Genomic DNA, 12,641 nt, shown 5'->3' on the forward strand with positions numbered 1-12,641 from the left:
CGTAATTAAACGACTGTGTTCGGTAAAAAGGAAAATCGATATGGCCAAACAGCCTGATGACTGGCTGGATGATATCCCAGCGCCGCAAGACGAAGAAGACGAGGAAATCATTTGGGTCAGTAAAAGCGAAATTAAGCGCGATGCTGAGATCCTCAAAAAATTAGGGGCTGAGCTCGTTGATTTAAGTAAAAGTGAATTAGAACGTATTCCGTTAGATACTCAATTACTTGAAGCTATTGAACTTGCCCAAAAAATCAAACGTGAAGGCCGCCGTCGCCAATTACAATTGATTGGTAAGTTATTACGTTCACGTGAGGTTGAGCCGATTACAGAGGCTCTGGATAAGCTTAAAAACCGTCACAACCAGCAAGTAGTCATTTTACATAAGCTGGAAGACTTACGTACCCGTTTATTAGATGGCGGTGATGAGGTCATTGAAGACGTGGTTGCCCTGTTCCCACAAACAGACAGGCAACAATTGCGTGCATTAGTGCGTAATGCAAAAAAAGAGCGTGAAGGCAATAAACCGCCAAAAGCCTATCGCCAAATTTTTCAATATTTGAAAGATCTGTCTGAAATGGCTTAATCGATAATCCCCTACGCTACGGCTAGGGGATTTTTCTTGGTAAATTAAGCATTAATCTGAAAAACCTAATAGCGTGTTGATAGCGCTGCCGAAACAACTTATCATGCCATTGTTAGTCATACTCTGACCCGTATTATCGCGGCTGCTGAACCCCGATAAATAATGAGGAAGATATGGATAATACCCGAAATAGAGCATGGCGCAGAGCCAAAGCTCGTATCAATAAATCCCGCGATCAACTAAATTCACGCCTAGTTGACTGCTATATACCTGAAAAAAACTGGAAACAGATGTACGGTCGAAGCGAAAAAATGATCCGTGCAGCCCAATTAGGTATGGCATACCCGCAAGTAAGTAACATACAACTTGCCCGTATTAGCCTTGAAGAGATACACAACAACTCGTGAATATTTTATTCATCTGCAGTAAAAACCAATGGCGTAGTCCAACCGCTGAGCAGATCTGGCGCAACCATGAAAGTTGGGTCACCCGTTCAGCGGGAACGAGCCGTAATGCACAACGCCCCGTCAATGCAGACTTAATTCGTTGGGCTGATGTCATCTTTGTGATGGAGCAAAAACATAAAAACCGCTTAAAAGCAGATTTTTCCCGCCTTTTGGAATACAAACCGCTTCATGTTCTGGATATCCCTGATGACTATCCATATATGGACCCAGAGTTGATTGAAATACTCAAAGCCAGTGTGCCTAGTATTCTTACAAGCCATAACTAGCTAAAATGCGCTTTGATTGTATCAAGTAGTGTTTTGAACTCAGTATAGCCTTCTCTATCAAGGAAATGCCCGGCAGATTCCTCAATAATAACCTGTGTTTTTAAGGCCTCTGCCAATGCTTTCGAAGACCTCGGTGACACAATTTCATCATTAGTTGATATAATCGATATTCGATTATTTGCTATCTGTATGAGTTCATCATAATTCAATGGCTCAAGGGTGTGGTGCTGTAGTTCTGGCAATGTTTCTTGCGTTTCATCAAACCCTGATACCAATACATAACCCGCTACCGATTGTCCCGTATTTTGCAAAAATCGTAATGCGGTAATGCAACCTAAGCTATGACCAATCAAAACCGTATTTTCATCAATATCAAAAGGTAAGTGTTGTAAGCGCTGCTGCCACCTTTCAGGGTGAGGAGCTAGTGAGTCAGGCATGGTGGGTACGTTAACAAAAGCGCCTAAGGCTTCAAGCTCTGATTTCAACCATGGAAACCAATTTTTATCCGGGGATGCCGTATACCCGTGAACAATAAGGAATTTTTTTTCTTTTAGCGGAAATGCAGTGCAGGTAACGTTATTCATCCTAAAAACCCCTATCAGCTCAGTTATCTTATTTAGACTTTACCATGAGTGATAGGAATATTAGTTAGAGCTTTTTGTTATATCTAAAGCAAAAACGAACTCTTCTTCCCACATATCTTGTGCGTCATTCATTACATCAATAACATCTGCGAATTTTATACGTTGTTCGGCTGTCATATGTGAAAACGTGATGGTTACAGGCAATTCAATGCCTGCGGAAACCATGTCCCACAGGGCATCAAGATTATGTCCAAACCAATCAGGAAGGGAAAATTGTTGAGCAAATTGGTCATAAAAATCATTCAATGAGTTTATCTGCCTGAAATCAAAGCTCACCTGTTTGCTCATTATGATTTTCCTTTAGTTGACTTGAGTAAAGCTCTTATAGTGGTCGTGAGTCACAAAAATCATCCCATCCGATGAGTATAGCAAACGGTCTGCCCCGCGATGACCACAGCGATAATTGATATCTGCTTCAAACCACTGACGCCCTTGTGCAATTGGTAAACTTTTTTCGCGGTTAGAAAAACGGTCGCCGCCAATCGCTCTTCCAGGTAACACATCGCAAAGGTTACCTTTTTTCGCATCCCATCCAGCTTCACGGGCTTGTTTTTTCGTCATATAGAAAGCTGGAAGTTTTTGATATTTTTCCATAAAACTAACCACGTTATCTTGTGCAGTTAGCTTATCAATCGGTTGTGGTGTTTCTTTTGGCGTTATCACTTCACGAGAAGGTGGATTGCTTTGATTAACGGATGGTTCAGATGCTGTTTTATCTCCACCATTAAAATAAAGGCTAATCACAATCAAAATAGCCATCAATACAACGGGTAAAAAACGTTTATTCATAACACCTCAGTTGTTTTGTGCTTTGCAGGCACACAATCGCCCCAGTCACAACATCGACAAGAAGTTGTTACAGGGGCGAGCAGAGCCTAGTTTATATTGCCATGAACGATTATGCGGTACCGCCAACAGTCAGTTTGTCCAGTTTTAATGTCGGTTGGCCTACACCAACAGGAACACTTTGGCCTTCTTTGCCACAAACACCAACACCTTTATCTAGCGCTAAGTCATTACCAACCATTGAAATCTGCTGCATAGCTTCAACACCCGAGCCAATTAACGTCGCTCCCTTCACAGGAGAAGTAATCTTACCCTTTTCAATCAGGTAAGCTTCTGATGTTGAAAATACAAATTTACCTGAGGTGATATCTACCTGACCACCACCAAAGTTTGGTGCATAAATGCCTTTATCCACACTCGCAATAATTTCTTCTGGCGTTGATGTACCTGCTAACATGTAGGTATTGGTCATACGCGGCATAGGTAAGTGCGCATAAGATTCACGACGTGCATTACCTGTTGGATTAACTCCCATCAGGCGTGCATTCAGTTTATCTTGAATATAATTACGTAAAATACCATTTTCTATTAGGACGTTATACTGACCAGGTACCCCTTCGTCATCAATAGCGAGAGAGCCTCGACGGCCCGCGATTGTGCCATCATCCACAACGGTACACAGTGGTGATGCCACTTGTTCACCAATTTGGCCAGAAAAGACAGAAGTGCCGCGACGGTTGAAGTCCCCCTCTAAACCATGCCCCACCGCTTCATGCAATAGAACCCCTGGCCAACCGGCACCCAGCACAACAGGCATCATTCCCGCAGGAGCCGCAACCGCAGACAAGTTCACCAGTGCCATACGCACTGCTTCTCGTGCATATTGTTCAGCAACCACTTGCCCTTGGTGAATTTCCAAGAAATATTCATAACCATAACGACCACCACCGCCACTTGCACCGCGTTCGCGCTTACCGTCATGTTCCACCAGCACGCTGACTGACAAACGCACTAACGGGCGAATATCTGCCGCCAAAGTACCATCTGTTGCAGCGACTAGCACTTGCTCATAAACACCGGTTAAACTGGCATTGACCTCAATGACACGTGGGTCTTCTGCGCGTGCAACTTGGTCAACACGGTGCAGCAAATCAATTTTTTGTTCCCGCGATAAGCTTTGCAGTGGATCTGCCACTGAATACAGTTTTTTATATTCAACGTTAGTTAAAATTTGTGATTTACCAGAGCCTTGCTCATTCACAATGCTGCGTGCAGCGGTAGCACTTTGTGTCAGCGCGTGTAGTGAAATTTGGTCTGCATAAGCAAAACCCGTTTTTTCACCACTGACAGCTCTCACACCAACACCTTGGTCGATATTGTAAGAGCCATCTTTGATGATCCTATCTTCAAGCACCCACGACTCATGGAAGCTCGATTGAAAGAACAGATCCGCATAATCCAGATGGCGCTCAGATAACAAACCTAAAATGTCATACAGATTTTCTTGCCCAAGGCGGTTGGCGGCCAGCAAATGTTCGCTGACAGAAACTAAACTCATATTCGTTACTCTTTGGTTTCTTTTTTAATCAATGATGTCAATTGCGGTCTAAAACGATTGTGTTTCACCACTTTTATTTGCTCGCGCATGACACTCAAGCTGTCTGTTTTAATATTCAGCACCGTAGAAGCGACTGCATCCACGTTCTTTTTCATCACTTTACCCCACCCATCAACTGCAAGGCTATGCCCCCACGTGCGACGTGTGCCGTGCACACCGACTTGAGCAGGCGCTAAAATATAGCATTGGTTTTCTATCGCACGGGCACGTAATAACGGCTCCCAATGTGCTTGACCGGTGTAACGAGTAAATGCCGCTGGTACAGAGATAATTTCTGCACCTTGCTCACGTAATGCTTGGAATAAACCAGGAAAGCGTAAATCATAGCAAATCGTCATGCCAAGGCGACCCACTGGCGTATCAACAACAGTAATATGTTCACCACGCTGATAGATCACCGACTCGTTATAAGTGCCTTGTTCATCTTCGATATTGACATCAAACATATGAATTTTATCGTAGCGTGCTTTAATATTTCCTTCGGCATCAAACAACAAGCTACTACTTGTAATACGTTCGGGATCTTCACGGCTAATCATTGGCATTGAGCCAATTAAAATCCAAACATGATAACGTTTAGCCATTGCGCTGATCGCTTTTTGCAAAGGGCCTTTCCCCTGCTCTTCCGCTTGTTTACGATAGGTCGCAGCATCTGCAAATAACAATGCGTTTTCAGGTGTCAGTACTAACTCAACAGTTTCTGGTAACTGTTTGATCTGTTGTTCGATTTGCGCCAAATTGTGTTTAGTATTATTTCCGCTACATAACTGCAAAAGTGCAACGTTGCCATTTTTCATTACTCTTGAGTCTCCTTCAGTTGACGTAATACTTCATCAATTTTCGGCTCGTCCAAGCTACCTGTTACTCGGTAACGAATAACGGAAACTTTACTCCATAGTGGACCGAGCACTTTCGTTGCCGCAAATACGGCAGCGCCTGCAAATGGGTTTACCACAAACGCGGTTGCTACTCCTACTGTAGCAGATATTTCCGGTGTAATGACGGCTTCAACATTAATTTGGCGTTTAACAAGGTCAATTTGACCATTAAAAGCAATATCGGCAACTAAACCATCAACATAGGTATTTTTCGAAACCAGTACACCATTTTTAATGGTCGCATCACCTTTAATGGAATCAAAATCAAAGTCATCACTAAATGTATCGCTAAAATCAAATCGTAGTTTACGTAACAGCGCATCAAAGCTAACTAGACGCAATATTTGCCCTGCACGACCGCCGCCCATTTGTGCAATCGCTCCTTTACCCAATTTCGCAGACATTTTACCATTTAAAGAGGCAATATCTGGTGACCAAGGCAAATTAGCCCAATCTAAATCAAATTCAATAGTATAAGGTGATTGGGTAATAGGAACCAATATACCAAAATACGCCGCTGTTTCGTCAAAAGCTTCGCCAGTCAATGAACCTGCAATTTGCGTTTTATTGCCTTTTTCGCTATTCCAAATAGCATCTAGCGTTAATTTCGTAACACTGTTATCTAGCGTGCCATCCGTCAGTTGCAATAACGTCCCTTTAGGTTGGATATTCGCACTAATTTCACCCAATTTCTGCCCAGCAACCCAACACTCTTTACAGTAAAACTGCAATTGTGGCCATTGGCTAAAATCAAATTGCGTCGTGGCAAGGTCATTGATTTGAGCACTAGAGGAAGTACTAGGGTTGTAATACAAATAATCAATAGCAACCTGCCAAGGCTGTGAAGCAAAGATTTGTAACGAGCCTTTTAGGTTTTCACTGTTGATACTGACCAATTGCTCAGCCCGTTGTAAATCATAAGAAAAGTTTACTGCGTTCCATTGCTGCCCAGCGAGGTAGATTGATGGAATATTGACCTGTAGCATATCCGGCAAGCCAATATTCATACCACCTTCGCGACTATGGGATGACACTAGTAACCCGGCCAATTTCTCCCAGTTCATATCGGTAATCGCTGGCAAATCAACAATAAAAGCTGAATTTTTTGGGAGTTCAGGGATAACATTACGCCATTGAGCGATATGGGCTTTTAATAAACTCAGTGGCTTGTCACTCAACCCCCATTGGGTATTAAAACCAATGCGCTTACCAATATCACCACTAACCACCAATTGTTCTGTCGTCCCTTTTGCTTGAACATTAATTTGCCCAAGCTCTGCTAACAAAGCGTTATCAATAGCAGGTAGTTGGCTTCTCAGTTGTTTTAACCCTGCCGTAACATCGATTTGCAAGCCAACAGGTTCTTTTGTCGTATTCGGAATGGTGATGGCAACTTGGCTTTTCCAGTCAGTGGTTCCTGATAATTTTTGTTTAATCTCAGCAGGTAACATTGCCAGCTTATTCACCGCCCAGTTTCCGTTAATATTCACATCCACTAAATAATTTTTTGCTTGGTCAGTGGTGGTAAAATCGACAGTAATCGGCTGTTCAAACCAGTGTCCACGCAGGTTTTCACCGCGTAAATCTCCATTGTTAAACTCAAAGCTGCCCGTTAAAGCAGAAATAGTGCTATCAATTGGCTGAATATATAAATCATTTTTATTGAGATTGACCTTTCCTTTGGCAACAACATCCTTACCCGCCACCAGTGGAATAGATAACCCTAACTGGCCATTAACAGTCCCCCCAATTTGTAACTCTTCAAGCGTATCGCCAATTGAGTGGTTCATCGGGGTATGCACAAAATATTGCTGGATTTGTTTTCCAGTTCCACTGATATCTGCATTGATATACAGCATTTCTTTAGTGTAATCAGGGATGTTGGCATCAAGGTTGGTTGCTGTGGCATCCGCCAGTTTCACCGTTGGTGCATGCATAAATAGCCCTGCACGCCTAAAGTCTAAATCCATATCTAAGTTCAATAATGCAGGCCATTCACTGTCATATTCGAATGTCGCATTACGCAGAGGGACATAAACCTGGAATTGCCCATCATTGTTATCGTATGGGAAATGAGCTGGATCACCTTTGTAGACTAACGTCGCATTATCTACACTACCTGCGATAATGGCTTTCGTCAGGTAATCCGCCACATCTTGTCCCATTAATTTTTGTGGAAAATAACGCCACGCATCCCCTGCATCATCTAAACGAATTCCGGCAAGAATGGAGAGATCGGCATAATTTCCTTTTTTCGCTTTTGCGTAATGAAACTCACCATTAGCCCAAAGAGACTGAGCTTGTACCCCTAATGATGGGCTCCACAGTTTAAACTCACTGTCATTATTTACCCAATGGAACTGGCCTGTTGCCGTCTTTATTGAAAAAGGAGCCTTAAATTCATCGCGATAGTCCACTTCACTATCTTGTAAGCTAACTGTGGCACTACCACTTTGCATGCCACCAATTAAAGCACCCGAAAAGTGATTGACTGAAGGCAACTCTTTCCATTTTTTCCAGCTGACATTTTGCCAATCCATGTTGATTTGTACGTTTTCAGGCATGTTTTGCGTGATATCAAGGGCAAATTCACTCACGACACCAGTTGGTTGACGATGTTGCCAATCCTGTACCATATCAGGTGTCAAAAAAGAAAATGTGGGTAAAACTTCGCTTAAACGTTCGAGTTCAATATCTTTAGCACGGATGCGCCAATGGTCATTATCTTGATATTTTTTGCTGGCAGGCAAATACAATACAGAAACGCTCCCTTGCGGCCAGATAACCTCATTGGTTTTCAAGGTATCAAGCTCAGGAATGTTAAATAACCACCCATTCCCCTGCCTTTTCATTCGCAAAAGCAAATCATTAACTTGTAAGTTTTGGGCTAATTCGCCTGTTCCCCAGTTAGCTTCGCCTTGTCGTAGTTGAATAAGGCCATTATCAATTTGATTATTTCTCAGGGTTACCCAAGAAGACAGGCTAAAATTGGCATCCCGCAATGAAGTATTATCACGCAGCCAGCGGCTAAGCCATGGCTGCATATCAATATTATCCGCTTGCAGATAAAAAACCCCATCACTTAACACGCCATTTTTATCTGACACATCAAGCTTTACTTGCAGATAGCCATGCTGCTTATTAATGGTCTCAAGACTCACAAAACCTTGAGCACGATGCCGTTCATTATCATTAAGCCATGAAAGCTCAGGTAAAATCAGTGTTGTTTTTTGTTCAGAAGGTGTGAGAAAGGTTAATTGGCTTTCTTTTAATATAAAGTGGTCGAATTGCCGTAAAAATAGCTCTTCAATGCTATCTAAAGACTCGCCTTCCGCGGAGTCTCCAAGGCTTAAAGGAACTTTATAATCAACATTTAACTGATAAAAAGTTAAATCACGAAAGCGCCAGCGTAGAGAAAATAATGAGCTCCAGATATCTAATTCAACCGTAATGGCATTCGCGGTGACATCCGTAGTTTTACTCTGTAAAGCGACATCGGATAACGTCAGTACAGGGCCAAAAGATTGCCAAGCCCCTTCGATTTTACCAATTTGTACAGATACATCGGTCTTTTTTTCAACATAATCGACCAGATCCTGTCGATAGTTGTCAATATTTGGCAGAAGAAAACGCAGCCCTGACAGCACTAATGCGCACAGTAATAATATAACCGCAGTCGTCACCAGTGCTACACGTGGCAGTCGTCTCACTCAAATCTCCTTATTACATCATTACGACATCAAAACGTTCCTGACTGTAAAGAGGTTCAGTCTGAACTTTAACTTGCTTCCCAACAAAGATTTCAACTTCTGCAAGGGCATGTGATTCATCCCCTTTAAGAACATCAACCACCGCTTGGGATGCATAAACTAAGAACCTATCTGCATCGATAGTACGGTGAACGCGAACTATTTCACGTAAAATTTCATAACAAACTGTTTCTACCGACTTGACGGTTCCACGCCCTTGGCAAGTTGGGCAGTCATCACATAACACATGTTCTAGGCTTTCTCTTGTGCGCTTACGCGTCATTTCAACTAAGCCTAGCTGTGAAAAACCATTAATGGTGGTTTTGACTTTATCTTTACTCAATGCCTGTTCTAATGATGCTAGCACACGGCGACGATGTTCTGGGTCAACCATGTCGATAAAGTCAATAATAATAATACCGCCTAAATTACGTAAACGCAGTTGCCTTGCTATTGCTTGAGTCGCTTCGATATTAGTATTGAAGATGGTTTCTTCAAGATTACGATGACCAACAAATGCCCCAGTATTGATATCAATCGTCGTCATGGCTTCAGTTTGGTCGATAATCAAATAACCACCTGATTTTAGCTCTACTTTTCGATCCATTGCTCGCTGAATTTCGTTTTCAACGTCAAACAAGTCAAATATTGGCTGATTACCTTGATAAAGTTCGAGCTTAGCTGTCATTTCTGGCACATACTCTTCGATAAACTCTTGCAATTGAGTATAGGTCAAACGGGAGTCAACACGAATACGATCAAGATGAGCACCAGCAAAATCACGGATAATGCGGTAAGCAAGCGCTAATTCACCATAGATTTTTGTGCGAGTCACATTACGTTTTTTTCGTTCAATCACTTTCGCCCACAGGCGCTTTAAGAAGGCCGCATCCTGTTTAACTTCCTCTTCCCCGACCCCTTCGGCTGCCGTACGGATGATAAAACCACCATTTTCATCACAATACTGTGAAACACACTCTTTTAGGCGTTCTCTTTCAACTTCACTTTCAATACGTTGAGAAACGCCCACATGGGAAGCCCCTGGCATAAAGACCAAATAACGAGAAGGGAGAGTTATATCTGTAGTAAGGCGAGCGCCTTTGGTGCCAAGGGGGTCCTTAACGACTTGAACGATTAAGTCTTGTCCTTGCTTAACGAGCTCAGCGATGTCCCTAACATGAAAGTTCTTTTGTTCGTCACCCGCAATGCATTCCGTATGGGGCATAATATCCGAAGCATGCAAAAAGGCCGCTTTATCTAGACCAATATCAACAAAGGCCGCCTGCATCCCCGGTAAGACACGGCTCACGCGGCCTTTGTAAATATTCCCTACTAATCCTCTTTTTGCTTCTCGCTCAACATGAATTTCTTGTAATATCCCACCATCAATATAAGCAACGCGCGTTTCAGATGGTGTAATGTTCACTAATAGTTCCGCAGTCATGACTTCCCCTTACCATCACTTAACGCTAAAAATCGCTGAATTAGCTCGTCTGTTTCAACCAGTGGTAAACCAACAACCCCATGGTAGCTGCCATTGATTTTACGTATAAAACGCCCACCAATGCCTTGAATTCCATAAGCGCCAGCCTTATCCATTGGTTCTCCTGACTGTATATAATCCCGTATTTCGAGTAAAGATAACTCGCGGAATGTCACATCTGTCACAATTAGTGACTGTATCGTCTGTTGACGGTTGGATAAGGCAATAGCCGTCATCACTTGATGAGTTTTTCCCGATAACGCACTTAGCATCTCTTCTGCATGCTGGCCATCTCGCGGTTTTTCCAAAATTTTGCCTGCAAGAACAACGATAGTATCCGCGCCCAAAACAGGTTGATTATCGGGTGCTATCGCAACACCGGCTAAAGATTTATCTCGTGCAAGACGTTGCACATAGTCTTGAGGTGTCTCCCCTTCCTGCCACTGTTCTTCTACCTCTGGACGCAAGATTTCAAAGGTATAATTAAGTTGCTGAACAAGTTCACGTCGACGGGGTGAGCCAGACGCAAGATAAATTAAACACATAAACTGTATTCCCAGTCAGACCGACAACTAACATCCTAACATACTGAAAATTGCCGGCGAATTTTACGTAAAAGCAAAAATAGCCATGGCCATAGAATACCATTCACTACGCTATTCCAAAATACTTGCGGATGGAATAATACTTGTGATGATAGAAATTCAGCCCAAAAAACAGCAAGATCCTGAATGATAGTAAGCAACATAATCACCAGTGCTTGCTGCCACAGCGCCATGTTGCGCAACAACTGGTGCTTATAAGAGACGAGATAGCAAATAATGCTAAAAGAGAGGGCATGTACCCCCAGTGCTGAACCCTGAATGGAATCAACGATAATCCCTAAGATAAAGCTCGTGCCAACACTCACACGGTGTGGTAGCGCCATCACCCAATAAGTGAGAATCAACAGAAGCCATGATGGCCGGTAAAAGCTGAGTTGCTCCGGCCAAGGCATGACTTGCAATATCAACGCAATGAAAAACGATAACCAAATGATGGCACGGCCATTTCCACGATACTCATCCATGCTAATTTACTCTCTTGCCCATAACCATACTGTGTTTCCTCAACTTATGGTTGTGACGTCGGAGCCATTGAGGGTGGCAATGGAGGCCCCTGAATTTCATTCGGGTTAGGCAATACTTGTGGCAATACTTTCATTAAGCGTTCATTTGCTGCACGATAAACTTCCGAAGGCTGTAGTGGCGTTTTAGGATCGTTATCATTTCCCCATAATAACAAAAGATAACGTAAACGCTGTAATTCGGCGCTCGGCTTCGCGCTAATGATGGTATACGCTCGTTGTGTGTCATGTTTTACGGCAGAGACCACCCCTACTGGATAACCTTCAGGGAAACGCCCCCCTAACCCTGACGTGACAAGGACGTCACCAACACGAATATCGGTATTTTCAGGTAACGGTTCTAATTGGATATCATCAGCACATCCGGAACCGGCTGCAATCACACGAACATCATTACGTAATACTTGCACAGGCAATGCATGAGTAGTGTCACAAATTAGCAGGACACGGCTATTAAAGTTACTTACCCCAACCACTTGGCCAACAACGCCTTTATCACTAATAACGGGTTGCCCTTCATAAACGCCTTCATTACTGCCTTTATCTATAACTACTTGGTCACGATATGGCGTGTTTGCCCCTGAAATAACCTGCGTTACCATCATGTGTTCATCTTGACGAAGTGGCGAGCCAAGTAACTCCCTTAAGCGTGCATTTTCCTGCTTAAGTTGCTCTAAAAGCAAGTTGTCCGCTTTTTTCAGTAATAGCTCTTGGCGTAAGGCTTTATTTTCGAATTGCAGTTGTTCTCTTGAAGAGAAACTTTCGGAAATATTATCTAGAAATTGGCGTGGGCCATTCGCTAAAAAATAGAATGGGCTAACCGCCGTGTCTAAGTAGTTACGGACTTTATTGAAAGGCTCAAAACGATGGTCAATCACCACCAGTACAAGTGCAATGATTACCGCAAAAAATATGCGTAACTGTAGGGATGGACCTCGCCTAAAAATTGGCTTCATGTGTGGCTAAGTTTCGCTAATGTCAGAGGAACAAAAAATAGTCAAAACAGTTGGAGAACCTTCCCCAACTGTTTCTAAAAGG

At 42.9% G+C, this 12,641-nt stretch carries 13 protein-coding genes; 3 read left to right on the forward strand and 10 right to left on the reverse strand.

Going from position 1 to position 12,641, the window contains the following annotated elements; translation table 11 throughout:
* The first annotated feature begins 40 nt into the window (after nt 1–40).
* From yjgA to PSE60_RS01215, 3 genes are all read left to right on the forward strand, one after another.
* A complete protein-coding gene (gene yjgA / locus PSE60_RS01205) occupies nt 41–586 on the forward strand; it encodes a ribosome biogenesis factor YjgA (RefSeq protein ID WP_004258329.1) in 546 nt (181 codons plus the stop codon).
* A gap of 173 nt (nt 587–759) precedes the next feature.
* Nucleotides 760–993 (forward strand): hypothetical protein, encoded by a 234-nt coding sequence (locus PSE60_RS01210; protein WP_210835947.1) that lies wholly within the window; start codon nt 760–762, stop codon nt 991–993.
* Nucleotides 990–1,319, forward strand: coding sequence for a low molecular weight protein tyrosine phosphatase family protein (locus PSE60_RS01215; RefSeq protein ID WP_210835941.1), 330 nt, complete (start codon nt 990–992; stop codon nt 1,317–1,319). Before PSE60_RS01210 ends, PSE60_RS01215 begins: the two co-directional genes overlap by 4 nt.
* On the opposite strand, the gene PSE60_RS01220 is transcribed toward PSE60_RS01215, so the two are convergent.
* The 10 genes from PSE60_RS01220 to mreC form a co-directional block, all read right to left on the reverse strand.
* Nucleotides 1,316–1,903: an RBBP9/YdeN family alpha/beta hydrolase gene (locus tag PSE60_RS01220; protein WP_210835940.1), complete on the reverse strand. Its 588-nt coding sequence runs from the start codon at nt 1,901–1,903 to the stop codon at nt 1,316–1,318. The genes PSE60_RS01215 and PSE60_RS01220 overlap by 4 nt on opposite strands.
* A 60-nt stretch (nt 1,904–1,963) precedes the next feature.
* Nucleotides 1,964–2,251: a barstar family protein gene (locus tag PSE60_RS01225; RefSeq protein ID WP_210835939.1), complete on the reverse strand. Its 288-nt coding sequence runs from the start codon at nt 2,249–2,251 to the stop codon at nt 1,964–1,966.
* 12 nt (nt 2,252–2,263) lie between these two features.
* Nucleotides 2,264–2,752, reverse strand: a complete 489-nt coding sequence (locus PSE60_RS01230) for a ribonuclease domain-containing protein (protein ID WP_272664350.1) — start codon at nt 2,750–2,752, stop codon at nt 2,264–2,266.
* A 109-nt stretch (nt 2,753–2,861) separates the two neighbouring features.
* Nucleotides 2,862–4,307: a metalloprotease TldD gene (tldD, locus tag PSE60_RS01235; protein ID WP_272664351.1), complete on the reverse strand. Its 1,446-nt coding sequence runs from the start codon at nt 4,305–4,307 to the stop codon at nt 2,862–2,864.
* A 5-nt stretch (nt 4,308–4,312) separates the two neighbouring features.
* Nucleotides 4,313–5,164 (reverse strand): deaminated glutathione amidase, encoded by an 852-nt coding sequence (gene nit1 / locus PSE60_RS01240; protein ID WP_004908231.1) that lies wholly within the window; start codon nt 5,162–5,164, stop codon nt 4,313–4,315.
* Nucleotides 5,164–8,955 (reverse strand): AsmA2 domain-containing protein YhdP, encoded by a 3,792-nt coding sequence (gene yhdP / locus PSE60_RS01245; RefSeq protein WP_272664352.1) that lies wholly within the window; start codon nt 8,953–8,955, stop codon nt 5,164–5,166. Before yhdP ends, nit1 begins: the two co-directional genes overlap by 1 nt.
* Before the next feature lie 13 nt (nt 8,956–8,968).
* On the reverse strand, nt 8,969–10,438 hold the full coding sequence (gene rng / locus PSE60_RS01250) for a ribonuclease G (protein WP_004908223.1): 1,470 nt from the start codon (nt 10,436–10,438) through the stop codon (nt 8,969–8,971).
* A complete protein-coding gene (locus tag PSE60_RS01255; protein WP_210835932.1) occupies nt 10,435–11,022 on the reverse strand; it encodes a Maf family protein in 588 nt (195 codons plus the stop codon). Before PSE60_RS01255 ends, rng begins: the two co-directional genes overlap by 4 nt.
* A gap of 35 nt (nt 11,023–11,057) precedes the next feature.
* On the reverse strand, nt 11,058–11,546 hold the full coding sequence (gene mreD, locus PSE60_RS01260; RefSeq protein ID WP_115167923.1) for a rod shape-determining protein MreD: 489 nt from the start codon (nt 11,544–11,546) through the stop codon (nt 11,058–11,060).
* A 44-nt stretch (nt 11,547–11,590) separates the two neighbouring features.
* Nucleotides 11,591–12,559 (reverse strand): rod shape-determining protein MreC, encoded by a 969-nt coding sequence (gene mreC, locus PSE60_RS01265; protein WP_109911672.1) that lies wholly within the window; start codon nt 12,557–12,559, stop codon nt 11,591–11,593.
* Nucleotides 12,560–12,641 lie beyond the last annotated feature (82 nt).

It is taken from the genome of Providencia sp. PROV174 (genome assembly GCF_028480685.1).
GTDB lineage: Bacteria > Pseudomonadota > Gammaproteobacteria > Enterobacterales > Enterobacteriaceae > Providencia > Providencia rettgeri.

Bases quoted from the DNA above. Each gene is read 5' to 3' on its own strand.
- yjgA (WP_004258329.1), top strand. From the start codon at position 41: ATGGCCAAACAGCCTGATGACTGGCTGGATGATATCCCAGCGCCGCAA.
- PSE60_RS01210 (WP_210835947.1), top strand. From the start codon at position 760: ATGGATAATACCCGAAATAGAGCATGGCGCAGAGCCAAAGCTCGTATC.
- PSE60_RS01220 (WP_210835940.1), bottom strand. From the start codon at position 1,903: ATGAATAACGTTACCTGCACTGCATTTCCGCTAAAAGAAAAAAAATTC.
- PSE60_RS01225 (WP_210835939.1), bottom strand. From the start codon at position 2,251: ATGAGCAAACAGGTGAGCTTTGATTTCAGGCAGATAAACTCATTGAAT.
- PSE60_RS01230 (WP_272664350.1), bottom strand. From the start codon at position 2,752: ATGAATAAACGTTTTTTACCCGTTGTATTGATGGCTATTTTGATTGTG.
- tldD (WP_272664351.1), bottom strand. From the start codon at position 4,307: ATGAGTTTAGTTTCTGTCAGCGAACATTTGCTGGCCGCCAACCGCCTT.
- nit1 (WP_004908231.1), bottom strand. From the start codon at position 5,164: ATGAAAAATGGCAACGTTGCACTTTTGCAGTTATGTAGCGGAAATAAT.
- rng (WP_004908223.1), bottom strand. From the start codon at position 10,438: ATGACTGCGGAACTATTAGTGAACATTACACCATCTGAAACGCGCGTT.
- PSE60_RS01255 (WP_210835932.1), bottom strand. From the start codon at position 11,022: ATGTGTTTAATTTATCTTGCGTCTGGCTCACCCCGTCGACGTGAACTT.
- mreD (WP_115167923.1), bottom strand. From the start codon at position 11,546: ATGGATGAGTATCGTGGAAATGGCCGTGCCATCATTTGGTTATCGTTT.
- mreC (WP_109911672.1), bottom strand. From the start codon at position 12,559: ATGAAGCCAATTTTTAGGCGAGGTCCATCCCTACAGTTACGCATATTT.